Annotated in this window: 23 protein-coding genes; 8 read left to right on the top strand and 15 right to left on the bottom strand. The window is 40.1% G+C overall.

Annotation, left to right across the window (positions count from 1 at the left end):
- Positions 1-10: 10 nt before the first annotated feature.
- The gene (gene thrS, locus GYY70_RS07215; RefSeq protein ID WP_025330524.1) at positions 11-1918 is read right to left on the bottom strand and encodes a threonine--tRNA ligase; all 1908 of its coding nucleotides are present in this window, start codon (positions 1916-1918) and stop codon (positions 11-13) included.
- Between the two features lie 241 nt (positions 1919-2159).
- Here thrS and tgt point away from each other — a divergent pair, with 241 nt between their 5' ends.
- Together tgt and argH are read left to right on the top strand one after the other, a co-directional pair.
- Entirely contained in the window at positions 2160-3275 is a 1116-nt protein-coding gene (tgt, locus tag GYY70_RS07210) for a tRNA guanosine(34) transglycosylase Tgt (protein ID WP_037392985.1), read from the top strand.
- 123 nt (positions 3276-3398) lie between these two features.
- On the top strand, positions 3399-4781 hold the full coding sequence (gene argH, locus GYY70_RS07205) for an argininosuccinate lyase (protein WP_174831898.1): 1383 nt from the start codon (positions 3399-3401) through the stop codon (positions 4779-4781).
- A 171-nt stretch (positions 4782-4952) separates the two neighbouring features.
- Here the strand turns inward: argH and GYY70_RS07200 are convergent, their stop codons facing one another.
- The 3 genes from GYY70_RS07200 to GYY70_RS07190 form a co-directional block, all read right to left on the bottom strand.
- A complete protein-coding gene (locus tag GYY70_RS07200; RefSeq protein WP_174831896.1) occupies positions 4953-5684 on the bottom strand; it encodes a hypothetical protein in 732 nt (243 codons plus the stop codon).
- A 289-nt stretch (positions 5685-5973) separates the two neighbouring features.
- Positions 5974-7197 carry a hypothetical protein gene (locus GYY70_RS07195; RefSeq protein ID WP_174831894.1) on the bottom strand — a complete coding sequence of 408 codons (1224 nt, stop codon included), beginning with the start codon at positions 7195-7197 and terminating at the stop codon, positions 5974-5976.
- 308 nt (positions 7198-7505) lie between these two features.
- The gene (locus tag GYY70_RS07190; protein WP_174831892.1) at positions 7506-8714 is read right to left on the bottom strand and encodes a hypothetical protein; all 1209 of its coding nucleotides are present in this window, start codon (positions 8712-8714) and stop codon (positions 7506-7508) included.
- 254 nt (positions 8715-8968) lie between these two features.
- Between GYY70_RS07190 and GYY70_RS07185 the strand changes: the two genes are divergently transcribed.
- On the top strand, positions 8969-9184 hold the full coding sequence (locus tag GYY70_RS07185; RefSeq protein ID WP_174831890.1) for a DUF4177 domain-containing protein: 216 nt from the start codon (positions 8969-8971) through the stop codon (positions 9182-9184).
- Complete coding sequence (locus GYY70_RS07180; RefSeq protein WP_174831888.1) at positions 9177-9392, top strand: hypothetical protein; 216 nt, start codon at positions 9177-9179, stop codon at positions 9390-9392. The genes GYY70_RS07185 and GYY70_RS07180 overlap by 8 nt, the downstream gene beginning before the upstream one ends.
- Before the next feature lie 330 nt (positions 9393-9722).
- Here GYY70_RS07180 and xerD read toward each other — a convergent pair whose 3' ends face one another.
- From xerD to rph, 8 genes are all read right to left on the bottom strand, one after another.
- Positions 9723-10622, bottom strand: coding sequence for a site-specific tyrosine recombinase XerD (gene xerD / locus GYY70_RS07175; RefSeq protein WP_041880396.1), 900 nt, complete (start codon positions 10620-10622; stop codon positions 9723-9725).
- Positions 10616-11074, bottom strand: coding sequence for a methylated-DNA--[protein]-cysteine S-methyltransferase (locus GYY70_RS07170; RefSeq protein ID WP_174831886.1), 459 nt, complete (start codon positions 11072-11074; stop codon positions 10616-10618). Before GYY70_RS07170 ends, xerD begins: the two co-directional genes overlap by 7 nt.
- Positions 11067-11513 carry a peroxiredoxin gene (locus GYY70_RS07165; RefSeq protein ID WP_174831884.1) on the bottom strand — a complete coding sequence of 149 codons (447 nt, stop codon included), beginning with the start codon at positions 11511-11513 and terminating at the stop codon, positions 11067-11069. The genes GYY70_RS07170 and GYY70_RS07165 overlap by 8 nt, the downstream gene beginning before the upstream one ends.
- A 38-nt stretch (positions 11514-11551) precedes the next feature.
- A complete protein-coding gene (locus tag GYY70_RS07160) occupies positions 11552-11935 on the bottom strand; it encodes a hypothetical protein (RefSeq protein ID WP_174831882.1) in 384 nt (127 codons plus the stop codon).
- A gap of 72 nt (positions 11936-12007) precedes the next feature.
- Positions 12008-13246: an MFS transporter gene (locus tag GYY70_RS07155; protein ID WP_025330935.1), complete on the bottom strand. Its 1239-nt coding sequence runs from the start codon at positions 13244-13246 to the stop codon at positions 12008-12010.
- A gap of 11 nt (positions 13247-13257) precedes the next feature.
- Positions 13258-14187, bottom strand: coding sequence for a tRNA 2-thiocytidine(32) synthetase TtcA (gene ttcA / locus GYY70_RS07150; protein ID WP_174831880.1), 930 nt, complete (start codon positions 14185-14187; stop codon positions 13258-13260).
- A gap of 109 nt (positions 14188-14296) precedes the next feature.
- Positions 14297-15538 carry an aspartate kinase gene (locus tag GYY70_RS07145; RefSeq protein WP_041880385.1) on the bottom strand — a complete coding sequence of 414 codons (1242 nt, stop codon included), beginning with the start codon at positions 15536-15538 and terminating at the stop codon, positions 14297-14299.
- Positions 15539-15741: 203 nt separating this feature from the next.
- Positions 15742-16479, bottom strand: a complete 738-nt coding sequence (gene rph, locus GYY70_RS07140; protein ID WP_037392971.1) for a ribonuclease PH — start codon at positions 16477-16479, stop codon at positions 15742-15744.
- Positions 16480-16641: 162 nt separating this feature from the next.
- Between rph and GYY70_RS07135 the strand changes: the two genes are divergently transcribed.
- Positions 16642-17514: a YicC/YloC family endoribonuclease gene (locus GYY70_RS07135; protein ID WP_037392972.1), complete on the top strand. Its 873-nt coding sequence runs from the start codon at positions 16642-16644 to the stop codon at positions 17512-17514.
- A gap of 104 nt (positions 17515-17618) precedes the next feature.
- On the opposite strand, the gene dapC is transcribed toward GYY70_RS07135, so the two are convergent.
- Together dapC and GYY70_RS07125 are read right to left on the bottom strand one after the other, a co-directional pair.
- Positions 17619-18806, bottom strand: coding sequence for a succinyldiaminopimelate transaminase (dapC, locus tag GYY70_RS07130; RefSeq protein ID WP_174831878.1), 1188 nt, complete (start codon positions 18804-18806; stop codon positions 17619-17621).
- A 153-nt stretch (positions 18807-18959) separates the two neighbouring features.
- On the bottom strand, positions 18960-20129 hold the full coding sequence (locus GYY70_RS07125; RefSeq protein ID WP_025330929.1) for a nitronate monooxygenase family protein: 1170 nt from the start codon (positions 20127-20129) through the stop codon (positions 18960-18962).
- Between the two features lie 339 nt (positions 20130-20468).
- Here GYY70_RS07125 and GYY70_RS07120 point away from each other — a divergent pair, with 339 nt between their 5' ends.
- From GYY70_RS07120 to GYY70_RS07110, 3 genes are all read left to right on the top strand, one after another.
- Positions 20469-20996 carry a C40 family peptidase gene (locus GYY70_RS07120; RefSeq protein WP_174831876.1) on the top strand — a complete coding sequence of 176 codons (528 nt, stop codon included), beginning with the start codon at positions 20469-20471 and terminating at the stop codon, positions 20994-20996.
- Positions 20997-21051: 55 nt separating this feature from the next.
- Positions 21052-22257, top strand: coding sequence for an acetate kinase (locus GYY70_RS07115; protein ID WP_025330927.1), 1206 nt, complete (start codon positions 21052-21054; stop codon positions 22255-22257).
- Between the two features lie 609 nt (positions 22258-22866).
- A complete protein-coding gene (locus GYY70_RS07110; protein WP_174831874.1) occupies positions 22867-25635 on the top strand; it encodes a calcium-binding protein in 2769 nt (922 codons plus the stop codon).
- Positions 25636-25766: 131 nt separating this feature from the next.
- On the opposite strand, the gene GYY70_RS07105 is transcribed toward GYY70_RS07110, so the two are convergent.
- A partial coding sequence (locus GYY70_RS07105; RefSeq protein ID WP_202984455.1) for a calcium-binding protein occupies positions 25767-26004 on the bottom strand: 238 nt, incomplete at its 5' end.

The following is a 26004-nucleotide window of genomic DNA, read 5'->3' as shown; positions in this document are numbered from 1 at the left end:
TATTCACGGTTTAATGAAGAGACAAGGCTTCTTGTTTCAGCTGGCTAATGAATGTTTCAATATCCATCTGACCCAGATCTTCCCCGCCGCGTTTGCGAACGGCAACCTTGTTGTCCTGTTTTTCTTTCTCGCCTATAACCAGTTGATAGGGTAGGCGTTGCGTACTGTTATCTCGGATTTTGTATCCAATTTTCTCATTACGCAAGTCTAAATGCACGCGGAATCCTTCTGCGGTTAATCGCGTGGCAAGTTGCTGACAATATTCGGTTTGTGCTTCAGTAATATTCATGATTACCATTTGTACAGGTGCCAGCCACAGTGGAAATGCACCTGCATGATGTTCAATCAGGATGCCGATAAAGCGTTCCAGTGAACCCAGAATGGCGCGATGCAGCATTACCGGACGGGCTCGTCCGTTTTCTTCTGTTACATATTCTGCACCCAGACGCTCCGGAAGAACGAAATCCAGCTGAATGGTACCGCATTGCCATGAGCGTCCTAATGCATCCTTAATATGGTACTCTACTTTAGGTCCGTAGAAAGCGCCTTCTCCGGGCAGCTCTTCCCAGGTTACACCACAGGCTGTCAGTGCATCACGCAGTCCTTGTTCAGCTTTATCCCAGATGGCGTCAGAACCTGCGCGCTTTTCCGGACGCAAGGATAATTTAACCGCTACATCATTGAATTCGAACTGACGGTAAATACGCATTACCAGCTCATTGAATGCTTTTGCTTCACTGACAATCTGATCTTCGGTACAGAATATATGGGCATCATCCTGAGTAAAACCGCGTACGCGCATCAGACCATGCAGGGCACCGGAAGGTTCATTACGATGACAAGAGCCAAACTCAGCCAAACGCAGCGGTAAATCACGATATGAGCGCAGCCCCTGATTAAAAATCTGGATGTGACCAGGGCAGTTCATGGGTTTTACAGCATAAACACGTTTTTCTGATTCAGTAATAAACATGTTTTCTTTGTAGTTATCCCAGTGACCGGATTTTTCCCATAATGTACGATCCATAATCATGGGTGTTTTGATTTCCTGATAGCCGGCAGCAGACAGTTCGCGACGCATATGCTGTTCAATAACCTGCCACAGTGACCAGCCTTTGGGATGCCAGAATACCATACCCGGTGCTTCATCCTGCAAATGGAATAAATCCATTTGTTTTGCCAGTTTGCGGTGATCGCGTTTTTCTGCTTCTTCAATACGTTGGATGTAAGCATTCAGATCTTCTTTACTGGCCCAGGCTGTGCCGTAAATACGTTGCAGTTGTTCATTTTTAGCATCGCCGCGCCAGTAGGCACCTGAAAGCTTGGTCAGTTTGAAATTCTTGAGGAAGCGAGTATTAGGGACATGTGGTCCGCGACACATATCTACATATTCCTGATGGTAATACAGACCCATAGCTTTTTCATCGGGCATATCTTCAATCAGGCGCAGCTTATAATCTTCATGACGCTGCTTAAATACATTAATTACCTCTTCGCGCGGGGTAACTTTTTTAATTACATCATAATTTTGTGCAATCAATTCTTTCATGCGAGTTTCGATTGCAGCAATATCTTCGGGTGTAAACGGACGCTCGTACCAGATGTCATAATAGAAGCCATCTTCAATTACCGGTCCGATAACCATTTTGGCTTCCGGATATAATTGTTTAACGGCATGACCAACCAGATGTGCACAGGAGTGACGAATGATTTCGACACCTTCTTTATCTTTGGCTGTAATGATGCTGACTTGAGCATCTTCTGTTACCTGATCACATGTATCTACCAGTTTGCCGTTAATCTTTCCGGCAATTGCGGCTTTGGCTAAGCCTGCACCTATGGAAGCGGCAATGTCAGCTATGCTTAATGGCGCTTCAAACTGACGGACAGAGCCGTCAGGCAGGGTGATGTTCAGCATGCATACTCCACAAACAACAGACCAGACTCGCTTAATACAAGTGAGAAAATCAAATGGCTGCTTTTGATTATATTTATTAAGGGTAAATAGAAGCCAAAGTTACTTTAGTGCACTTTTGCTTCTGTTAAATTATTTATTTTAGCGATTTGGATTTTGCTTGGCAATGCTTGGTCAGCGAAATGTGGTGGTTTAGGCTATAATGATATATTCTGTCATAATTTTTGCCTCTGAATTATTTAATATGCTGAAATTTTCGTTAAAGCGCACGGATGGCTTTGCGCGTCGTGGTACTCTGGAGTTGAATCATGGTACGGTGGAAACACCAGTATTTATGCCGGTAGGAACATACGGTTCAGTTAAGGCTATGTCGCCGCGTAATCTGGAAGAAATCAAGGCACAGATTATTCTGGGCAATACTTTTCATCTGTGGCTTAGACCCGGACTCGATGTTATCCGTGATTTTGGCGGATTACATGATTTTATTGGCTGGAACAGGCCAATACTGACAGACTCCGGTGGTTTTCAGGTATTTTCACTGGCACAAATGCGTAAGTTAACGGAAGAAGGCTGTACTTTCCGCAGTCCTATTAATGGCGACAAGCTGTTTTTGTCTCCAGAAATTTCTATGCAGATTCAGACGGTACTCAATTCAGATATTGTCATGCAGCTGGATGAATGTCCTGACGGAAATGTAGGTGCCAGAGAAGCTGAAAAATCCCTGCAAATGAGTTTGCGCTGGGCTGAACGCAGTAAAAATGAGTTTGAACGCCTGAATAATCCGAATGCTTTATTCGGTATTGTTCAGGGTGGAATGTACGAGGATCTGCGAGAACAATCACTGGCCGGACTGGAGGAAATCGGTTTCCCGGGATTATCTGTAGGCGGGCTGTCTGTGGGTGAGCCAAAACCTGAAATGTACCGTATTTTGCGTGCCATCGGGCCTAAACTTCCGGCACATAAGCCACATTATCTGATGGGAGTAGGTACACCCGAAGATTTGGTATACGGTGTGGCATGCGGTATTGATATGTTTGATTGTGTTATGCCTACCCGCAATGCGCGCAACGGCTGGCTGTTTACCCGTTTTGGTGATGTAAAAATCCGAAATGCCATATACCGGCATGACCAGCGTCCGTTGGACGAAAGCTGTGACTGTTACACATGTCGCAATTTCAGCAGGGCTTATCTGCATCATTTACAGCGTGTGGGTGAGATTCTGGGTGCACAGTTAAATACGATACATAATTTGCGCTATTATCAGATACTGACTGCAGAAATGCGTCTGGCTATTGAAGCTGGTAAATTCGAAGATTTTCAAACACGCTTTCATGCTGAGCGTGCCCGGGGTGTATTGTGATCAGAAAAAGCACGGTAGCGACTATTGTCTTTAAATGACAGAGGCAAATGATGTCAGGCTAGTGGTTATAATCTGCAGTTAGTATATTTTTTGAATATTGTTGAGTTATAGTGGAGAGCAAGTATGAGTGAAAAAGCCTGGTCAGGCCGTTTTCATGAACCGGTAAGTGAACTGGTTAAACAGTACACAGCATCAATAACTTTTGATAAACGTTTGGCACAGTTTGATATTCAGGGTTCTCTGGCGCATGCACAGATGCTGCATCAGTCTGGGGTGCTTAGTGCAGAAGATCTTGCAGCAATTAAAACCGGTATGCAGGAAATCCTGGCAGAAATTGCTGCCGGTAAAATTGACTGGTCAGTAGATCTGGAAGATGTTCATATGAATGTGGAACATTTACTGACTCAGAAAGTAGGGGATGCCGGTAAACGTTTACATACAGGACGTAGTCGTAATGACCAGGTTGCTACGGATATTCGTTTGTGGTTGCGTGATGAAATAGACAGTATTGTTCTGTTAATTAAAGATTTACAATCTGCTTTGGTTGATCTGGCAGATAAAAATGCAGAAGTGGTGATGCCGGGCTTTACTCATATGCAGGTAGCTCAGCCTGTAAGCTTCGGCCATCATATGCTGGCATATGTGGAAATGCTGGGACGTGATAGTGAACGGATGCTGGACTGCCGTCATCGTGTAAACCGTATGCCATTGGGTGCGGCTGCTTTAGCCGGAACGACATTTCCTATTCAACGCGAGATAACTGCTCAATTACTTGGTTTTGAAGAGATTTGCCAGAATTCTCTGGATGCAGTATCTGATCGCGATTTTGCCATTGAGTTTACTGCTGCAGCATCCATTCTGATGGTACATCTTTCCCGTCTGAGTGAAGAGTTAATTTACTGGATGAGTCCGCGTTTTGGCTTTATTGACATTGCCGACCGGTTCTGTACAGGTTCCAGTATTATGCCGCAGAAAAAGAATCCCGATGTACCTGAGCTTGTACGTGGAAAAAGCGCAAGAGTTGTAGGACATCTGATGGGGCTGATTACTTTAATGAAATCACAGCCACTGGCATACAACAAAGATAATCAGGAAGATAAGGAGCCGCTTTTTGATACAGTTGATACTTTGACAGATACTTTGCGTATTTACGCAGAGATGATGCGAGGTGTTAGCGTTAAACCTGAAAATATGCGTGCGGCAGTGTTGCAGGGCTTTGCGACAGCAACAGACCTGGCTGATTATCTGGTTAAAAAAGGTTTACCTTTTCGCGATAGTCATGAGGTCGTTGCACGTGCTGTCCGACTGGCAGAAGAGCAGCAAAGGGAATTAAGTGAGTTACCGCTGGATATATTACAGTCTTTCTCCGGCTTGATAGAAGAAGACGTTTATCAGGTACTTTCTCCTGAGGGCAGTCTTCATGCCCGTAATCATATTGGCGGTACTGCGCCGGCTCAGGTACGCGCACAGGTTGCTCGCTGGCGTCAGTATTTGCAGGCGGTTTAGCGTTTGTTAAACCAGCTTAGCTGGTTATGAGGATATTAAAAAAAACGGGTCAGATATTTTTGTCTGATTTATATTATTGGATTTAAATTCAGATTATCTCCTCTGAATAATTTGTCAGGATCAAACAGCCGGTATGCAGTGCATACCGGCTTAAAGTATTAGTTCAGATAATTATATTTTTTTGGCTCTGAATACTATCGGTATAATTATTTTTATTGGTTTGTTTATATTTTTGATTTCTATTTTAATCTTAATACGATAGCTTGTACTAATGAATTTTCCGTTTGAATCAAAATAGAAATCGCTTACCATTGGAAGAAATTGATATTCGAATTGATCTGAGTTATTTATAAAAAAATTATTTCTATCAGATAATGAAGCAGCTATATTCTTTACAGCAGCGTCTAACTCAGGTTTATATTTACTATCAGGATATGCTTTGTATAACCTTTCTTTTAATATCGTAGAAATATTCAAATTATCAAGATATGTAGTATTATGTTTCAAGCTTGCAATATTATCTGTATTCAGCTTGAGCTGATATGTTGCCTTTAGCCTTTTGCCGTACTTGTCAACATTTACCTTTTTGAAAGCACTGGGATTAATTGCTGCATAACTGTCATGAATATTTACTTTTTTGAAGACACCTCGATCGGCGGCGTAGCTATCAGATGTATAATCGGGTAAATTTTTTAATAAATCTGATACAGAGATATCAGATATGGTTTCCTGTGATATTGGTGGTTGAATATCCTTGTTATTTATTGTTTGTTTATTGTCAGTTATGGTATCTGATAAATCAGTAGACGGCTTATTATCCGGTGAGTTTTCAGTAAAGTGGCTACAGGCTGTAACAATGGAAACCAGGAAGATTAAAACTATTTTAAAAAATTTAAGCCGCATACAAACCTTTAAATTGAAATTTTATTTTTTTATTTGTGTTTTAATTATCATCATACAAACATATGTTTTTAAAATCCGTACATTTATGTATTATCTTGATATTCACAAAATTTTTAAAGTATATTAAATTATATGTTATCACGTAAGATAATGAAATAATCAGCTTAGTACATTTATATATGAAATTATATTTGTACATTATATTCACTAAAAAATTATTAAAATAAAATAGCCAGTATGTTTTAGTATACTGGTTAAAAATACCTGAAACTGATAAATTGAATTTTAATTAATTGAGTTCAGGTCGGGACATTATATCAATTGAATTCTGCGGCGTAGGTGGCTGCATAGTAAATTTAGGGTTTGTTGTGTATTTCAGGTGGATTTTGGTATCTGTTTTTACTGTTCCAGCTATACTTTCTACCTCCTTAGGAAATGCTAGCTGTTCACGGATACCTATAATTCTTCCTTTTAAATCAAAGTAATAATTATATTGTATAGGAATTTGATTATTTTTGAATTGCTTTATAAGTCCAAAATAGGGATTTTTAAAAACACCGCTGTCATCATCAGAATCATGTTCATCAAAAAAATAAGAATTAAAAGTAGAAGTGAATTCGTCAATTAGATTTTGTAATGCAGCATATTCCTCAGGTTTATATTTACTATTCTGATCAGCTTTGTCTGCAGCCTCTTTTAAAGCCTTTGAAAGGCTTTCAAGCATTGTATTATCAATTTTCTGCATTAGAGCGTAGTCTACATTCAGGTTAACCTGATACTTTGCTTTCAGGGTTTTTCCATACTCATCAACGGTTACTTTTTTGAATGCATCCGGTTCAATTGCTGCATAACCATCATCAATTGATTTTGGTAAGCTTTTTAACAGATCGGATAAAGGCATATTTTTTATTTGAGATTCTGGTACAGCTAATTGTAAATATTTGTCACCAATTACCATTCTAGTATGAGGTATTTTATCTAGCAAGTGTGTAATAGCTGAAACATCTGCGTATAGAGATAGATTTTTGAAGTCTATATAGGTAGGAAATTTAAAAGAAATCAGCACATTTTTATTTTCATAACGAACTTCCGGAATTATTTCCATTTGCCCTTTTCGGATATCTATAGCACCGGAAAAGGGTACTGAAAAGGATTGACTGAATTGCTCAAAAAAAGGTGCCAGAGAATTTTTTGGTTTTGATTCATCATCATCATCTGCTTCTGTTTGAGGTAGTGATTTTGATGCAGTATTTAGAAGCTTATTATGTGTTTCATTAGTTTTGTTTATTTCAGATGTATCGGAAGAAATTTCATCTTCATTGTTTGTATTAGGATTAATATGATATTCTCCTTGAAAAGAACCACTGAAGTTCAAGCGGTTATCTTTTAAAATCATTTGCTGGACACCAGTCCGCACCATCTTATCCGGCGAATTGTCATTTATGTGGCTGCATGCTGAAACTATCCCGGCTACAGTCAATGTTAATATTATTTTTGTAAAATTTAACCCCATAAAATTTCCTTTAAATTAACCGATTTTTTGTTAGTTGTTATTTTATTTGCAAATATATTAACTTATGTTTACCAAATATATACTGTTGAGCTTATAGTATCTGTATTTGCAGGCAGTTTGGTATACATCAAATGAGAAGGTAATTTTTATGACAATATTATAAAATTCACTCAAGGTATACTTGTTGTGATTAATTTTGTCAGGATTTATGTTTTTGAATTAACATATAATAAATAACTTATCAATGAAAAAGCCAGTATGTAAAACATACTGGCTAAAAAATTTAAATCAGATAAGAAAATTAATCATTACCAACCAAGACGAGCCCCTATATTGATTGAGTTTTGTGGTGTAGGCTGCATGGTGAATTTAGGGCTTCCGGTATAATCCATCCGAAGTTTATAATCTATTCTGATTGTTCCTTTTGGTTCTTCCATACCTGTTATTGCCATTGGAAGGTCAGTCTTAACGCGTACACCTATAATGCGACCTTTTGAATCAAAGTAGAAATTATTTACTATTAGATTAGATTTATTTTTGAGCTGCTCCAAATAAGCACCCATAGGAGTATCTGCAAGAACATTATCATTATTGGAATAAATTGAAGCCAAAGCTTCAATTATATTTGCCAGTAAAGTGTAATCTTCAGGTTTATATTTATTATTCTTATCAGCCTTGGCTGCTGTCTCTTTTAAAGCATTAGAAAGACTTTGCAAAAATACAGTATTATATTTAAGGCTTGAAGCATAGTCTGTATTCAGATTAACCTGATATTTTGCTTCCAGCGTTTTTCCGAATGCGTCGACATCTACTTTTTTGAATGCACTGGGATCAATCGATGCATAACCATTATCTACAGATTTAGGTAAGCTTTTTAATAAATCTGCAACAGGTAAGTGTTGTGCTTTATCCTGCGGTACAGTGAATTGCATATATTTGTCACCAATTACCATTTCATTGTCAGGCATAGTATCTGACAAATGTGTAATTGCAGAACCATCGAGATATAAGGACAAATTATTAAAATCTAAATAGGTAGGAAATTTAAAAGAAATCAGTACGTTTTTATCTTCATAACGGACTTCAGGAATCACTTCCATCACCCCTTTTTTCATATCTACAGCACCAGTGAAAGGTACGGAAAAAGATTTACCGAATTGTCCTAAAAATTTCCCTATAGATTTATTATACAAATCCATTTGTTTGCGGTGATACTCTGTTAATTCTGAAGTATCATCATCATCATATTCTTCTTCTGATACAGAGGCTTCAGGTGCAGAAACTTCAGATGCAATTGTTGGTTCAGTTATTTCTGAAGAACTTTTATTTTCATTATTTTGAATAATAAATTCTGTCTGATAAGAACCACTAAAATTAAATTGATTGTCTTCTGTCATTATGCGCTGAATACCACTGCGCACCATTTTGTCAGGTGATTTTTCTATTTTTTGTCCGCATGCTGAAACCAATCCGGCAACAGCCATAACCAAAATCATTTTTGTAAATTTCAATTGCATGAAAACCCCTTAAAATAAAACTAGTTGAGATTATTGTTAATAATTGTAATTTAATTGTTGGTAGATTACCAGAAAAATATTGATAAATGGTTTTTATTGGTTTATTTAAAATAAATACTTTTCTTGCAAAAAACTGGATTCCAGATTTAGCTTTATTTATTTTATCCATATTATATTTTGTAAAATAATATATATTTTATTTATAAATTTATCTTATAATTTAACATTGGTAATACATTTAAAAAAAGGTATTTATGAAAGAATACAAAGTTGTTATTTATCAGGAAGGTGCTTTGGCATCTATGTTTTTAGGTGCGGCAAATGCAGATCCTGTAAAATTTTCAAATTTCTTAAACCGAAATGCTAAAGAGGGCTGGCGTGTAGTGACTATGCAAAAAGATATGCGTCGACTTTTTTTATTTTGGGCAAGAGAAGCTTATGTAATTATTATGGAGAGAGACGTTGATTAAAAAAGCCGGATTAGGATGCCTTTATATTTTCATATTCTGGTGTGCTTTACTAATGCTGGAATTATGGTGGGATATTTTTTCTGCTGAAACTTTTCTAAAAATATCTGTATCATTAGCGATTTTATTCTTTGCTTTGTTAGCTATAGCTGTGGTTCTTGATCAGCTGAACTCAGATAAAAAGCTTAAAGATAAAAATTATTTAGAATAATATTTATTTTGGATATATATTTGAAAATCCAAGTTTAATATTAAATAAACTAGTTGAAAATTTAAATGATTTCGAATCTTTTAAATTAAGTATAAATATTAGGTGATTTATTATTTCACTTGGTTGATCTTTTTCGAAGTGGGTTAATATTTTTGTTTTAAAATTAAATAACTTTGTCATTTAATTTAATTAAGCTTATAAAGTGTTATTCATTTGCACAGCATATATCAAGTTGTGAACAGTTTTTTATTACTTCTTCAATAAATAAAAACAAAATTTCTGGATTTATAATCTCTTACTCTATACAAAGCAGAATAAACAAAAAATTTTTTATCCACGCGGATGATGCTGATGCACAATCTGTTTCAGACGTTCATTGGCAACATGTGTATAAATTTGTGTTGTGCCGATATCAGCGTGTCCCAGAAGCAATTGCACTACACGTAAATCTGCACCATGATTCACGAGATGCGTAGCAAAAGCATGACGCAAACCATGCGGGCTAAGATGATGGATGCCGGCTGCACTAGCATATTTGGTCACAATCATCCAGGCCAGCTGCCGAGTGATGGCTGTTTTTTTCTGACTGACAAATACTGCATCACAAGCACGTCCTTTAAGTAAAGCAGGGCGGGCATCCGTAAAGTAATTTTCCAGCCAGTCGGTTGCTTCTTCCCCTAATGGAACCATGCGCTGTTTATTTCCTTTTCCGATGGTACTTAACAGGCCGTTTTGTAAATCGATTTCATTGATTCGTAAGTTAACAGCTTCACTAACCCTCAATCCAGTAGCGTACATAAGTTCCAGTAAGGCTTTATCACGCAGACCCAGAAAGGTTTTGGTATCCGGGGCTGCCAATAAAGCATCTATCTGTGTTTCGGAAATAATATCCGGCAAGTATTGCCCTTTTTTAGGCATTTGCAGCTGTTCGGTTGGTATATCCTGACGGCGGTTATATTCATGCATCCAACTGAACAGACGTTTACAGGCTGATAATGCCCTTGCCTGTGAAGATGGTTTTTCACTGGGGATAAATACAGCAGATGCAAGTGACAAAGGGTCTACATTCAGCCAGTTCAGATGTTCGGCTTGTATGCGACGAGCAATTTTATTCAAATCCCGCCGGTAACTTTCCAGTGTATTGAATGCCAGCTGTTCACTAAGCCAAAGATGTTCGAGCAATGACTCGATTGGTTCGAGTAGTTCTGCCGGTAAAGTATCATTTACCATGTTGCTCCTTCGTGTTTAAGCAGCCAACGCTTTATATTTAGTTCAAAAGCATTAGTACTGAGGCTGAACCCTCCCAGACCACTGGCTGATACAACCCGATGACAAGGAATAATAATTGGTAACGGGTTTTTACCACAGGCCTGACCTACGGCTCTGGGTGAACTGTTTAGCACACGCGCGATATCTCCGTAAGTGGCAATCTGACCATAGGGGATATCGGCAATAACCTGCCAGACTTTTTGCTGAAATGTAGTGCCGTCAGTGGAAGGAGGATAGTTAAATTTTTGCAGGCTGCCATTAAAATAGGAGTCAAGCTGTTTTGCCCAGAATCCAGTCAGGTCAGGTAAGGCTTCGGAAAAGGGTGTTTGCCAATGGATAGCCTTTAATTTTTGCTCAGGACTGAAATCCAGTTTTAATGAGCAGCAGGGCGCTTGATATGAGTAACTAGGCATGCTGTTGCAGTGTATTTAATACGATCTGGGCGTGACCGGCCGCTTTAACTTTACGCCATTCCTGTGTAATTTGCCCGTCCTGATTCAGGATAAAGGTACTTCTTTCAATACCGAATACTTTTTTACCATACATGTTTTTCTCTTTAAGTACATCAAATTGTTTGCATACTGTTTCTTCACTGTCTGAAAGCAGGGTAACGTTGAGTTCATATTTGCAGATAAATTTATGATGGCTTTTCTGACTATCACGGGAAATACCAATCACGTTATAGCCCAGTTGTTTGAATTGGGGCAGTAAAGCACTGAATTCCTGCGCTTCAGTTGTACAGCCCGGTGTGCTGTCTTTCGGATAGAAATAAACCACAGCAGGTAAATGTTCTGCAATATTAAAGTTATTGCCTTCGGTATCCGGAAGTGTAAACAGCATAGAATGAGACATTATTTATTTTCCTTTGTATATATATTGAATACTTTGATTTAATCGCGAATAAAAGCCGTAATCAGAGGAACATCGCCAATTAGACGGCTGCAGTGTCCATGAATATTTGAGTCGAAGGTAATGCCTTCAGGTAAAGTGTCGGCAGAATAAAAATGCTCTCCGGCACTAAAGCAGCGGGTACTACCATCGCGCAGTCCGATTTCCATCACCCCTTGTAATACTATCAGCCATTGTGGTTTACCAGTGCAGTGAAAATCACTTTTAAAACCCACCGGACTGTAACGTAATTGTAACCCTTCTGCATTAAACCAAGGTGATAACTGGCTTTTTTCATTACCTTCGTTTAATTCAATTTTTTCTTCTTTGAAGCGGGCAAAACCATCACTTCCAGTATATAAAATTACTTTAGTAAATGTTGTCATAATTTCTACTCATGGCCTAATGGTAAAAAATCAGTGCAGAGATATATATATCTGCACTGAAAGAATAATAAATCAGCCTATAACACCAAGATTGTCATCATTGGACGGGGTATTATTGTGTTTGGGAAGCAGCCATAAAGTAGCAATGATGTCCAGAAGATAAATAGATGCCAGCAAACATAAGGCAACATAAAATGACCATTCTTTGACCAGAAAACCGATAACCAGCGGCCCTAATCCGCCAATGCCACGACCCAGATTAAATAATACATTCTGAGCAGTTGCACGCACATGCGGGGGAAAGTTATCAGAAATCAGTGCTCCATAGCCGCCAATCATGCCATTGACAAATAAGCCCATAATGGCACCGCATATCAGTAATGCAGTGGGATCCTGCAACTGTGCATATTGTGCCACCATGATAAAAGAACCTATCTGGTAAATCAGAAAGATTTTCCAGCGGGCAAAATGGTCTGCCAGAAAACCGAACAGCCAGATACCGATGATCATGCCAATAACGGTGACCGCAGTCCAGTTGCCGGAATCTGTAAGGCTGAATCCGAGTTTTTTGGCAAGATAACTGGGCATCCAGATCATTAAACCGTAATAACCGAAATTTTGTACAGCGCAAAGGATAAATATACCCAGACTGGTTTTAGCAGTCTGCCGGTCTTTAACCAGTAATTTAAGACGTGCAGAAAATGATAACTCACCATTTGCTTTATGTTCGCGGGTAAATTGTTCCGGTTCGTTGGTATCATGACGAATAAAATAGGATACGATTGCCGGAAATAATCCTACGACAAACATGCCGCGCCAGCCGATATGCTGAAGCAGGAATGGTGTAATAAAGGTAGCCGCCAGTACGCCCAGCTGCCAGCCGATCCCGACGAAGGCTGATGCGCGATTACGTTTTGATGCAGGCCATACTTCTGCAATCATTGCCATACCGATACCGAACTCTCCGCCCAGCCCCATACCTGCCAGAGCCCGGTAAATAAGCAGGTCGTAATAACCTTGTGCAACCGCACACAGACCAGTAAAAACGGCAAACATGAGAATGGTTAGCGATAACATGCGTATCCGGCCGAAGCGATCACTTAAATGTCCGAAAACGATACCGCCGACAACAGAACCGATTAATGTCCATGTTACCAGTGAACCTGCCTGAGAAGGATTCAGTCCGAGATCAGCACTGATGGCGCTGAGCATAAAACCGAGTATCAGCAGGTCAAAACCATCCATGGCATAACCACTGATAGCGGCAACCATAGCTTTTGCAGGAGTTAATTTTTTTCTTGGTTGTTTCATAAGGGGACTTACTATCGAGAATCTAAAATGTTAATAACAGTTTTGCCTGCACCGGCAGGCTGATTAATATCACCGGTCTGTGCTGGTGTTGTAATTGGAGAAAAATGTTCACGGTCAAAAGCAATATCGCCGCCATGTGGTAGTTGTTGTCCGCGTTGCAAGCCGGCAAAATTGAATAAATGATAATCAGCCAGATGCGAGGGTACGATGTTTTGCATGGCCGAAAACATAGATTCAATGCGCCCGGGAAACTGTTTGTCCCATTGCCGGAGCATATCTTTGATAACTTGCCGTTGCAGGTTGGGCTGTGAGCCGCACAGGTTGCATGGAATAATGGGAAATTCCAGCATTTGTGCATACCGGATCAGATCTTTTTCTTTAACATAGGCTAATGGTCTGATGATGATATGCTCACCGTTATCTGACAGTAGTTTGGGCGGCATGGCTTTAAGTTTGCCTCCGTAAAACATGTTCAGAAACAGGGTTTCCAGAATATCATCGCGATGGTGACCTAAAGCAATTTTGGTACAGTTATTTTCTTTGGCTACCCGGTATAAAATACCGCGTCGTAAACGGCTGCACAGACCACAGGTAGTTTTGCCTTCATCAATTACCCGTTTGACTACGCTATAGGTGTCTTCTTCAATAATTTGAAACGGAACGCCAAGACTTTGCAGATAATCCGGCAGTATATGTGCAGGAAAACCCGGTTGTTTCTGGTCGAGATTAACTGCAAGAATTTCAAATTGTACTGGTGCAGATTTTTGTAATCTGAGCAGGATGTCCAATAATGCATAGCTGTCTTTACCACCGGAAAGGCAAACCATGATTTTGTCGCCGTCTTCAATCATCTGAAAATCATTAACAGCAGCGCCAACCTGATGACGAAGTCTTTTAATCAGTTTATTGTTTTCGTATTCGCGTTTTGGTGTATGAGACATGGATACAGCACTAATTTATGCAAATACCTGCAATTGTACAATAATTAAAGGCCGGCTGATGTGACTTAGCCGGCCTGTGTTAATTTTTACATGAATTAAAAAGGAGTTTTCAGCCTTTTTTTATTGGTTCTTTATCAAGCTCAAACACTTGGTGCAGTACACGGGTGGCCAGCTCCAGATATTTTTCATCAATTAACACAGACACTTTGATTTCAGAAGTAGAAATCATCTGGATATTGATATTTTCTTTAGCCAGAGTACGGAACATGGTAGAAGCAATGCCAACATGTGAACGCATGCCCATGCCGACTATTGATACTTTACATACGGTATCATCGCCGCAGACTTCACGAGCTCCTATTGTTTTCTGCACTTCATGAAGAATATCCAGCGTATTCTGATAATCACTGCGTGGTACGGTAAAGGAAAAGTCTGTGGTTCCTGCTGAGCCGACATTCTGAATAATCATATCCACTTCAATATTGGCATCGGCAACAGCTCCCAGTATCAGTGAAGCCATTCCCGGCGTATCCGGTACCCCGCGCACATTAATTCGTGCCTGATTTTTATCAAAAGCAATACCGGATACTGCCGCATGTTCCATCATATTCTGATCCTCTTCAAATGTGATTAATGTGCCATTACCGCTGTTTTCCAGACTGCTTAATACACGCAGCCGCACTTTATATTTACCGGCAAACTCTACTGAGCGGATTTGTAATACTTTACTGCCCAGACTGGCCAGTTCAAGCATTTCTTCAAATGAAATGGTATTGAGACGGCGCGCTTCCGGTACGACACGCGGGTCGGTGGTGTATACGCCATCCACATCAGTATAGATCTGGCACTCATCTGCTTTCAGTGCTGCTGCCAGTGCTACTGCTGAGGTATCCGAACCGCCGCGACCCAGAGTGGTAATATCATTGTTGGCATTAACACCCTGAAAACCGGCTATGATAACAACTTTACCGGCATTGAGATCTGTGCGGATGCGTATCTCATCAATCGCATCAATGCGTGCTTTGGTATGAGCACAATCGGTTTTAACGGCTACCTGCCAGCCTGTATAGCTCTTTGCGTCTACACCAATGCTGTGCAAAGCCATGGCAAGCAGACCGATAGTGACCTGTTCACCCGTTGATAAAACAACGTCCAGTTCACGCGGATTGGGCTTTTCCTGAATTTCATGTGCCAGTGCAACCAAACGGTTGGTTTCTCCGCTCATAGCGGATACAACCACTACTACATCATCACCATTGGCTCTGGCTTGTGCTACACGACGAGCTACATTTTTTATACGTTCAACTGTTCCAACTGATGTACCGCCGTATTTCTGTACGATTAACGCCATAATACTGCTTGCTTTCCGGGTTGTTATAATGTCAAAAAAGGACAGGTTGTGTTAACCCTGCCTGCTTAAATATCCTGTCGGACATTCTTTTTAGCATTTTTATCATGCAAAAACAAGCTGCTGAGTGAGTATTTTGTCAGGTTCAGGCAGCTTGTTTTAAATAATGTTTAAATTCGGAAAATAGATGATTGTATTTTTGTGAATTAATTTTCAGCCAGTGCTTGTTGCTGAGCAGCAAGAATTTGGTTAATTCCTTTTTGTGCCAGGGTGATTAAATCATTTAACTGACCGATACTGAAAGTAGCTCCTTCGGCTGTACCCTGAATTTCAACCAGCTGCTGTGAGGCGGTCATCACTACATTAATATCCGCATCACAGGAAGAATCTTCCGGATAATCCAAATCGAGCAGTAGATTACCGTCAATCATACCGACAGAGATAGCAGCTACAGCTTCACGAATCGGATTTTCACTGATCAGGCCTGTTTCCAGTAATTTTCTGACTGCCAGAGCAAGAGCAACATAAGCGCCGCTGATGCTGGCGGTGCGTGTGCCTCCGTCGGCCTGTATAACATCACAGTCAATCAGTATCTGGCGGCTGCCCAGTTTTTCTAAATCTACGACTGCCCGTAAGGAACGGCCAATCAGGCGCTGAATTTCCTGAGTTCTCCCCGATTGCTTTCCTGCTACTGCTTCGCGGCGCATACGGCCATTGGCAGAGGCGGGCAGCATGCCATATTCTGCTGTTACCCAGCCACGACCCTGATCTTTTAAAAAGCCGGGTACATTTTCATCAATAGTTGCTGTGCAAATTACTTTAGTATTACCACAGCAAATCAGTACAGAACCGTCTGCCTGTGCGAGGAAATCAGGCACGATACTAAGATGACGTGGCTCATCGTCAGCACGTCCGGAACGATTGGATATAGGTGTGTTTTTCATACTTAGAGACTTTGTCGGGAGATGAATGCAGAATTATATAACCAGTGTGTTGCGATTCATATCAATTAAACCTTTTAAGGATTAAGCCGTTTTCGTTATACTTGATTTAATTGCCAGTTTGAATATAACCCGGCAGGAATAAACGGTTTAAGGAAAATATATATGTTATACAGTATGACTGGCTATGCAAATGCTTCAGAACAATGTGGAAATCGCCAAATCAATGTTGAGCTCAGAGCAGTTAATCATCGTTATCTGGATATCCAGTTTAAAATTGCAGAAGAATTACGTCCGTTTGAAGGCAAGATGCGTGAATTAATCAGTTCTCAGGTGGCACGGGGTAAACTGGAATGCCGTATTCAGATTCAGACTCTGCCCAGCGAAAGTACTGATGATTTACCGGTTAATCACAAACTGGTAGAACAACTGGCATCATTTAATCAACAGTTGCGTCGCAAGTATAAAGATCTAGGTAAATTAACTGTTGCAGATATTTTGCATTTCCACGGTGTCATTGTGGCGCCAACGGAGGACGAGGAAATATTACATAACGGTGTACTGACTTTACTGGGACAAGTACTCACCGAATTTAAAGCAGCGCGTGCTCGTGAAGGTGAAAAACTGCAGCAGCATTTGCTGGATCGTCTGAATGATATGACAGATATCGTGGCAGCTATGCAGCAGTTGTTCCCGCAATTATTGCAGGACTATATGAATAAGGCTGAAGCCCGTTTGCGCGAGGCAGTGGCTCAGGTAGATGCAGAGCGCCTGAAACAGGAATTCGCATTGTTTATGCAAAAAGCCGATGTAGATGAAGAACTGAATCGTTTAAATACGCACATTGCCGAAGCACGACGTCTGATAGAAGAACATCGGGGCAGCGTGGGTAAACGTCTGGATTTTCTGATGCAGGAACTAAATCGCGAGGCCAATACACTTGGCAGTAAAGCAATCGCCATTGAATGTACGCAGGCATCAGTAGGGCTTAAAGTACTGATTGAACAAATGCGCGAGCAGGTACAGAACGTAGAATAAACAATAGCTGTTTATGCCATACTATTAAAAACCAGAATTGCTTTTAAAATTGAAACCGGCAATTCTGGTTTTGTTTTAATTCCATTATCTGTTTGAAACCAATTCTAAAAAGCCAGTCTGACCATACGATTGGCAGCTTCAATACATTCTTCGACACTGGATACCAATGCGATCCGCACAAAGCCTGCTCCGGAATTACCGTATGGTGTATTACGGGCAAGATAACGTCCCGGTAATACTCGAATTGCTGCTTTTTGCCATAATTTCTGTGTAAAGGCCAGATCATCACAATCGGGAACATTCAGCCACAGATAGAATGAAGCATCAGGTTTATGCAGAGCAAATTTTTGCTGTAATATCGGAATTACTTTATCAAATTTTTCCCGATACAGATTACGATTGGCAATGACGTGTTCTTCATCATTCCATGTTGCAATACTGGCGTATTGTGTGGGCAGACTCATGGCACTGCCATGATAGGTGCGGTAGAGCAGAAAATCAGCCAGAAGTTTACTGTCACCTGCTACAAAACCGGAACGCAGACCGGGTGCATTAGAACGTTTTGACAGGCTGGTAAACATAATCAGACGGTCGAATGTCCGGCCTAACTGAGTAGCAGCCTGTAATGCACCCAGAGGCTTATTATCATCATCAAAGTAAATTTCTGAATAGCATTCATCTGACGCAATCACAAATCCGTATTTGTCCTGTAAGGCAAATAGTTTTTTCCATTCGTCCAGATTCATTACCGCGCCACTGGGGTTGCCCGGAGAACAAACGAAAACCAATTGTACCTTTGGCCATGTATTCTGATCGATTTCCTGCCATTGCGGCATAAAATGCGGAGCGCGGCAATTGACATATTCTACCCGCGCGCCAGCCAGCAAGGCTGAACCTTCATATATCTGATAAAAGGGGTTCGGGCTGACAACTACAGGCTGATATTCAGTACTGCTGTCAATTATGGTTTGAGTAAATGCAAATAATGCTTCCCGGCTGCCCAACACGGGTAATACTTCAGTATCAGGATTAATTTTTACCCCTGAGTAGCGGCGCATAAGCCATTGAGCACAAGCCTGACGAAGCTCAGGAATGCCGGCAGTAGCCGGATAGGCTGCAAGTCCGTCCAGATGCTGAATCAGCGCATCAGTTAAAACCGACGGGGTAGGGTGTTTGGGTTCACCAATATGTAATGATATAGGCTGGAGATCAGCCGGTGGTTCCAGACCATCCATTAATTTACGTAATCTGGCAAAAGGATAGGGCTGTAATAATTCCAGTTTCGGATTCATAATCGTAAATACAAATTATTGTAAATGCTTTGATACTACCACCATTCAAATTACTGCGGCAGTAAGTATTCATTTTTAGCTCCGGAAAATACCGGTTACAGACAAATAAAAAGCCACATGCATGCATGTGGCTTATGAAATTGTTCAGCAATTTCAGGCAGATTTCTGGACAGCCTGAATTTCGCCGGTCAGTAAATATTCAATGGTTTCTTTAACAGTGCGCATAGCTGAACCGAATGGCAGCGGATCTTTACCACGGAAAAATAAACCTTTATCAGTTTCTCCGCGCCAGGCTGCAGCAAGTTTCAGATCAATACAGAATTGTCCGACTTTTTCCAGACCATCTCGTAAGCCGCATACAGACAAACAGTTAATCCCCTGCGTACAGCGCCGCGGGTCTGCTTTGGCATTAGCCTGTAATACGCTTTCACGTTTCAGATAGCTATCCAGAAATTTAGTTTTAACGCCACGTGCCGGCAAGCCGGCTACCGACATGAATTCTACAATTTGTTCGCCTTCGGCACCGGCGAGAGTTTTCTTGAAATTGATATGTGCATCACCTTCCTGAGTCACAGCAAATGCTGTACCGATTTGTACAGCAGCAGCACCCCATTCTTGTAAGGCTACGGTGATTTTCTGAAAATTAGCCATCCCGCCAGCAATAATCAAAGGAATTTTTTCCCGTTCCAGATCAAGTTTTTTAAATAATTCGAATGTTTCAGTCAGTACCCGTTTAAATTCAAAACGTTCATCATTAACACCGGCAACTGTTGCTGCTCCAAGATGCCCGGCAGCATGAGCGGGATGTTCGATTACAATTGCATCAGGCAGACGGTTCTTTTTCATCCAGCGTTTAAGCACAATACCAATACCGCGTGATTCAGATAAAATAGGCAGTAAAGCAACATCAGGAAAATTTTCAGTCATATCCGGTAAGTCCAGCGGCAGACCGGCTCCCATTACAATTGCGTGTGCACCGGATTCACAAGCCTGCTGTACCATCGCATGATGGTCTTTAACCGCTTTCATCACATTAACTGCGATCATTCCGCGTCCTTCAGACTGGGCAAGTGCGGATTTAATTTCACGATCAAGTGCAATCCTGTTTAAGGTATCGTATTTTTCCTGAGTAGGATTTTCTTTGGACTGCTCAAGTAAATCGGGATGCAAATGACGTAAATCCACGCTTGCAATCGTTCCTACCCCATTTTCCCTCGCTACTGCACTGGCCAGACTTGAGGCGGAAACACCTACGCCCATACCGCCCTGAACAATCGGAATGAGATGATGATTGCGAATAACTAGTGGTGCAAATTCCTGCATATTGCTTCCTGTATATTAATTAGTAAGCGATGCTTTAAAGTATTTCTTCAAATAAAAGATTGTAATTACAGTAAAAAATGCTAGAAAGCATTTTAATCCGGCTAGCTTTTATCAATTAGTGCTTCTACTCTATTCTTGCACAAGGACACTGTCAAGAGATTAAAACTTCTCGGAGCGATATGGCTTTCTCAAAGTGGTAAAATTTGTATGATTTGTACGACAAGGTTAGTTAATGTAATGATTGTCATTTAAGCCTTAATGCTTAGAGAAATTATTACCAACTCATGTTATATTCACTTTGTAAGCATGATTCAGGTAATCACACAGGGTAAATAACTAATGGTTACATGTAATGCACAGCGGCGTGCTGTTTTAGGTGCGCTTGTTTTATTTCTTTCTGCCTGCAGAAGCAGTAGTCGAAAAATAGTTCAGTCTGGTACTCAACCCCGTCTGACTCCTATTCGGATTACTAAAGTCAGTCATCAGGCAGGGAGTCAGGAATTGCTGTTGCATAGCATGAGTCTGATAGGTACACCCTACCGTTATGGCGGCAGTAGCCGGGGTAGCGGATTTGATTGCAGTGGTATGGTGCAATACGTTTACCAGCAGGCATTGCAGGTAAATCTGCCTCGTACCGCACGTGATATAGCAGCTGTTTCCGCCCCGATCCGCACCAAAGATTTGCAGGTTGGGGATCTGGTGTTTTTCAACACTTCGGGACAGGCTTATTCACATATGGGGCTGTATATTGGCAACGGTGAATTTATTCATGCGCCTTCCAGCAGTGGTGTTATCCGCACCGCCAGACTGGACCAGCCTTATTTTAGCCAGCGTTTTACAGGTGCACGCACGCTGTTTGCCCGCTGAATAAAATTAATTATTCATTTTGAATTTAATAATCACGATATAACAGGACAACAACATGAGTGAGCAGGATTTAGTATTGGTACTTAACTGTGGCAGTTCTTCAGTAAAAGCCGCAGTCATGGATTTAGCCGAAAAAGAAGTTTTAATGAGCTGTCTGGCTGAAAAAGTAGGTAATACTGATGCTTTCATCACCTTTAAAATCAATGGTGAAAAACATAAACACGCCTTAACCGGCAATCATGATCACGTTGCAGCTGTAATGGCTTTGCTGGAACAGTTAAAAGATCTGGGCTTATATGACCGTGTCAAAGCTATCGGCCATCGTGTCGTACATGGCGGCGAACGATTTACCCAGTCTACAGTGATTACTCCTGAAGTAATGCGTGATATTGAAGCCTGTATTGTACTGGCTCCATTGCATAATCCTGCTCATATTCTGGGCATTCAGGCAGCACAGCAGGCGTTTCCCGAGCTGCCGCAGGTAGCAGTATTTGATACAGCATTCCATCAGACTATGCCACCGCATGCTTATCATTATGCTATACCGTCAACACTGTATACCCGTTACGGTGTACGCCGTTATGGTGCGCATGGTACCAGCTACCGTTATGTTGCTCAGGAAACCGCAGCATTTTTGCGCCGTGATATTAATGAAATGAGCATGGTGATTGCTCATCTGGGTAATGGCGCCTCTATTACCGCTGTTAAAAACGGTCGTTCACAGGATACCAGCATGGGGCTGACTCCGCTGGAAGGTCTGGTTATGGGTACCCGTTGCGGCGATATCGATCCGAGTATTTTCTCTTTCCTGGCCGCGAATGCCAAAATGAGCATTGATGAAATTACCGAAATGCTGAACAAAGAAAGCGGTATGCTGGGTTTATCCAATCTCTCCAACGATTGCCGTATGCTGGAAGAAGCTGCTGCTAACGGACACAAAGGTGCCGAGCTGGCTCTGGATGTATTTGCCTATCGTCTGGCTAAATATGTGGGCGGTATGATGGTTGCCTGCGGCAGTCTCGATGCATTGGTATTTACCGGTGGTATTGGTGAAAACTCAACTACAATGCGCGAAAAAGTAGTTAATTATCTAAATGTATTTGGCATGATTCTGGATCATGATGCCAATATGGAAGCCTGCTTCGGTACACCGGGTGTGATTAGCACAAAAGACAGTAAAGCAGCAGTTTTGGTTATTCCGACTAATGAAGAGCTGATGATTGCTCAGGATACTGCCCGTTTAACAGGGATGCATGTGTAAAGAAATGAATTCGAAACAATAAAATAACTGTGAGATATTCTTAAGACTTTTAAAACAGGCTTTGTATGATTACAAAGCCTGTTTTTTTGAGTATTGAAGTTGATACTAATTTTTTAAACCTGATTTATAGAATACTTCTAATATTTTTAAATAAATATTTAATATATATAATTATTTTTCTTTAATGGATTTAATCTGTCAAATTATTATAAATCCTAATTTATAAATTCAATACAATAAATTTACAGACTATTTTTGTTGTCATAATTTACATATATGATTTTTAATGAATTATAATTTCTTAATCCAAAAATTTATAATATTGACTATTAATATATGATTAAATAGAAATTGGCAGAAGATCAGATTGAATAAAATACAACATATTTAAGTAATTACAGACATAAAATAAAACAAAAGATATAATCTCGAAACATAAATTATCAATATTTAATACGATAAATAATAAAATTCAATGAAATAAAAAGTTTTTAAATTATTATGTAAAATATTGATTTTTAATAAACAAAATATTAAGAGATATGTCTGGTAAATATGTTATTTAAATTGCAAAGGTATTTATTTGCAACAACCTATAAGGAGCTAGAAATGATTAAAACTGTTAAAAATATACAAACCGGGAGCGACTGGACAAAAGATCGCTATGTTTTCCAGCCGGGTCATGGTCAGAGCATCATACAAGATAAAGGTAATGAATATGATATATCTCAGTACAATGATCTTATTTTTCAGCAGGCTAAAGCAGCTAATGCTATTTTCACCCGCTCCGGTAATGATCTGGTAATCAAAGCATATGATGCAACAGATGCTGTTATCCTGCCGGATTATTTTAATACTGATAATGCTGATAGCCGTGCTTTCAATTTTATCTTTGCCGATAAAGTTTTATATCGCAATGATATCGCAGCGATGACATTCACACTGGATGGCACTAATGGCGATGATGTCCTGCATGGGTGGGATAGTAACGATATTATTAATGGCGAAGCTGGTAATGATATCCTGTATGGCGGGAACGGCGACGATACCCTTAACGGTGGTACCGGTAACGACAAACTATATGGCGGCAATGGTAACGATATTCTTAATGGCGGCGATGGCGACGACTATATCGTTGGCGAACATGGTGATAATGTACTTATAGGCGGCAACGGTAACGATATTCTGCTTGGTAGTGATGATGGCTATGATGTACTGATTGGCGGGACTGGTAATGATGTTCTGGCTGGCGGTGAAAGTAAAGACCTTTATATCTTTCAGACAGGCCACGGTAATGACATTATCTACGATAAAAGCTCGTCCTCTGATAGCAATAGTTATAATGATGTTAAGTTTGAAAAAGCCTTTGCTGCAGATACCAGATTCAGCCGTTCAGGAAACGATTTAGTCATACAGGCTTATGGCAATAATGATTCAGTTACTCTTAGCGATTTCTTTATCACTCATAACTCATATACACGTTCATTTAATTTTATCTTTGAAGATAAAACATTAACTGCAGTCGATATTGCAAAAATGACATTTATCATAAATGGTACTGACGGTGATGATGAACTGCAGGGCTGGGACAGCAACGATATCATTAATGGCGGACTTGGTAATGACAGGCTGTACGGCGGATATGGAAATGATATTCTTAACGGCGGATATGGAAATGACTTTCTTAGCGGTGATAATGGTAATGACTATTTAGATGGTGGAGACGGTGACGATTATATCGATGGCGGCGATGGAAATGACATTCTTATCGGCGGTAATGGTAACGATACGCTGATTGGCAATGCCGGATATGACATTCTTAACGGTGGTGCAGGTAATGATATTCTGAATGGCGGTGATTGGGCAAAAGATCGTTATATTTTTCAGTCAGGACACGGTCAGGACATTATTAATGATAAAGGTTATGAAGACAGAAATCATGAAAAGTACAATGATGTTGTATTTGAAAATGCGTTCATTAAAGATGCCATTTTCAGCCGTTCAGGAAATAATTTAATTATCAGAGCCTATGGTAATCAGGATTCGGTTACTCTCACAGACTTCTTTAAACCAGATAGTACAGACACACGCGCTTTTAATTTTATCTTTGCAGATATCACTCTTCCGGCTGAAGCAATTGCCCAGATGACATTAGTTCTGAATGGTACCGATGGTAATGATGTATTACATGGCTGGGATAGTAACGATATTATTAATGGCGGGCTGGGTGATGATATTCTGTATGGCGGCAACGGCGACGATATTCTCAACGGCGAAGCCGGTAATGACAAATTATACGGTGGCAATGGTAACGATATTCTTAATGGCGGCGACGGTGACGATTATCTGGAAGACACCCAGGGAGATAATATTTTTGTTGGCGGCAATGGTAACGATATCCTGCTGGGAGGAGACGGCTACGATGTTATGATTGGCGGGACTGGTAATGATGTTATGGCTGGCGGTGAAGGTAAAGACCTATATATCTTTCAGACAGGTCACGGTAATGACATTATCAATGATAAAAGCTTGTCTTCCGATCGCAATAACTATAATGATGTTAAATTTGAAAAAGCTTTTGCTGCTGATGCCAGATTCAGCCGTTCAGGAAACAATTTAGTTATACAGGCTTATGGCAATAATGATTCAGTTACTCTTACTGATTTCTTCATCTCCGGTTATGCAAATACACGTGCATTTAATTTTATCTTTGAAGATAAAACAATAACTGCAAATGATATTTCAAAAATGACATTTGTACTGGAAGGTACTGATAATGATGATGTACTTACCGGCTGGGACAGTAATGATATTATCAATGGTAAAAAAGGGAATGATATTCTTTATGGCGGTAAGGGCAACGATTACATTTATGGAGGGCAGGGCAACGATACTCTTTATGGCGAAGAAGGTAACGATTCACTTTTTGGAGAAGAAGGTTACGACATACTGAACGGTGGAGCCGGCGATGACTATCTTTTTGGTGGTAACTTTGAAAGAGATTTATATGTTTTCAATGCTAATCACGGCAGAGATGTTGTTGAAGATATAGCAATAAACCGACAACAAGGCGATATTCTTGCCTTCAGAGACTATAGCAGCAGAGAATTATGGTTTAGTCAAAACGGAAATGATTTAATTATCAGTCATATCGGTACTTCTGATCAGGTTACAGTAAAAAGCTGGTTTGTTTCTGAATATAACCGTCAGTATAGTATAACCACTGCTGATGGTAAGGAAATTTATGCTTCGCAAGTTGAACAGTTAGTAAATGCCATGTCGAGCTTTACTGCGACTATTCATGATATTGCCACTACTGATAATCAAAAATTGCAATTTAACCAGCAGGCAATTATTTCTTCATATTGGGGAAATTAATTGATAAATATATATATTATTTGTAAATAATATCTGCTTTAAAAGGAATCCATTTCTGGATTCCTTTTTCTGCTTTTCAAGCTTAAATAATAAATAAATAGAAATTTATATAGCTTCTAAGCCGGATATTATTACTGTTTGTTGATAATATTACGTACTTCTTCCAGAGAAATGGTTTGATCCTTAAAGACAAAATTTTCTATTGTATAGTAATCATAACTACCATAGAAAAAGTTCTTGATCCGGATTGAATCATTTTCGTTGTAGCCGTAAATAATTAAATCATAGTTTTCTTTCCTAAATTTTACTTCAGAAAAATTAACATCAGTAAACTGAATGGTATCATTACCGCTAGCTTCATCAATAGTG

Origin of the sequence: Snodgrassella sp. ESL0324, from assembly GCF_013344955.1 — a bacterium.
Classification (GTDB): domain Bacteria; phylum Pseudomonadota; class Gammaproteobacteria; order Burkholderiales; family Neisseriaceae; genus Snodgrassella; species Snodgrassella alvi.
This window is presented reverse-complemented; position numbering and strand designations above follow the sequence as displayed.

Excerpts from the sequence above, each read along its gene's own strand:
- thrS (WP_025330524.1), bottom strand. The coding sequence starts at position 1,918 with ATGCTGAACATCACCCTGCCTGACGGCTCTGTCCGTCAGTTTGAAGCG.
- tgt (WP_037392985.1), top strand. The coding sequence starts at position 2,160 with ATGCTGAAATTTTCGTTAAAGCGCACGGATGGCTTTGCGCGTCGTGGT.
- argH (WP_174831898.1), top strand. The coding sequence starts at position 3,399 with ATGAGTGAAAAAGCCTGGTCAGGCCGTTTTCATGAACCGGTAAGTGAA.
- GYY70_RS07200 (WP_174831896.1), bottom strand. The coding sequence starts at position 5,684 with ATGCGGCTTAAATTTTTTAAAATAGTTTTAATCTTCCTGGTTTCCATT.
- GYY70_RS07195 (WP_174831894.1), bottom strand. The coding sequence starts at position 7,197 with ATGGGGTTAAATTTTACAAAAATAATATTAACATTGACTGTAGCCGGG.
- GYY70_RS07190 (WP_174831892.1), bottom strand. The coding sequence starts at position 8,714 with ATGCAATTGAAATTTACAAAAATGATTTTGGTTATGGCTGTTGCCGGA.
- GYY70_RS07185 (WP_174831890.1), top strand. The coding sequence starts at position 8,969 with ATGAAAGAATACAAAGTTGTTATTTATCAGGAAGGTGCTTTGGCATCT.
- xerD (WP_041880396.1), bottom strand. The coding sequence starts at position 10,622 with ATGGTAAATGATACTTTACCGGCAGAACTACTCGAACCAATCGAGTCA.
- GYY70_RS07170 (WP_174831886.1), bottom strand. The coding sequence starts at position 11,074 with ATGCCTAGTTACTCATATCAAGCGCCCTGCTGCTCATTAAAACTGGAT.
- GYY70_RS07165 (WP_174831884.1), bottom strand. The coding sequence starts at position 11,513 with ATGTCTCATTCTATGCTGTTTACACTTCCGGATACCGAAGGCAATAAC.
- GYY70_RS07160 (WP_174831882.1), bottom strand. The coding sequence starts at position 11,935 with ATGACAACATTTACTAAAGTAATTTTATATACTGGAAGTGATGGTTTT.
- GYY70_RS07155 (WP_025330935.1), bottom strand. The coding sequence starts at position 13,246 with ATGAAACAACCAAGAAAAAAATTAACTCCTGCAAAAGCTATGGTTGCC.
- ttcA (WP_174831880.1), bottom strand. The coding sequence starts at position 14,187 with ATGTCTCATACACCAAAACGCGAATACGAAAACAATAAACTGATTAAA.
- GYY70_RS07145 (WP_041880385.1), bottom strand. The coding sequence starts at position 15,538 with ATGGCGTTAATCGTACAGAAATACGGCGGTACATCAGTTGGAACAGTT.
- rph (WP_037392971.1), bottom strand. The coding sequence starts at position 16,479 with ATGAAAAACACACCTATATCCAATCGTTCCGGACGTGCTGACGATGAG.
- GYY70_RS07135 (WP_037392972.1), top strand. The coding sequence starts at position 16,642 with ATGTTATACAGTATGACTGGCTATGCAAATGCTTCAGAACAATGTGGA.
- dapC (WP_174831878.1), bottom strand. The coding sequence starts at position 18,806 with ATGAATCCGAAACTGGAATTATTACAGCCCTATCCTTTTGCCAGATTA.
- GYY70_RS07125 (WP_025330929.1), bottom strand. The coding sequence starts at position 20,129 with ATGCAGGAATTTGCACCACTAGTTATTCGCAATCATCATCTCATTCCG.
- GYY70_RS07120 (WP_174831876.1), top strand. The coding sequence starts at position 20,469 with ATGGTTACATGTAATGCACAGCGGCGTGCTGTTTTAGGTGCGCTTGTT.
- GYY70_RS07115 (WP_025330927.1), top strand. The coding sequence starts at position 21,052 with ATGAGTGAGCAGGATTTAGTATTGGTACTTAACTGTGGCAGTTCTTCA.
- GYY70_RS07110 (WP_174831874.1), top strand. The coding sequence starts at position 22,867 with ATGATTAAAACTGTTAAAAATATACAAACCGGGAGCGACTGGACAAAA.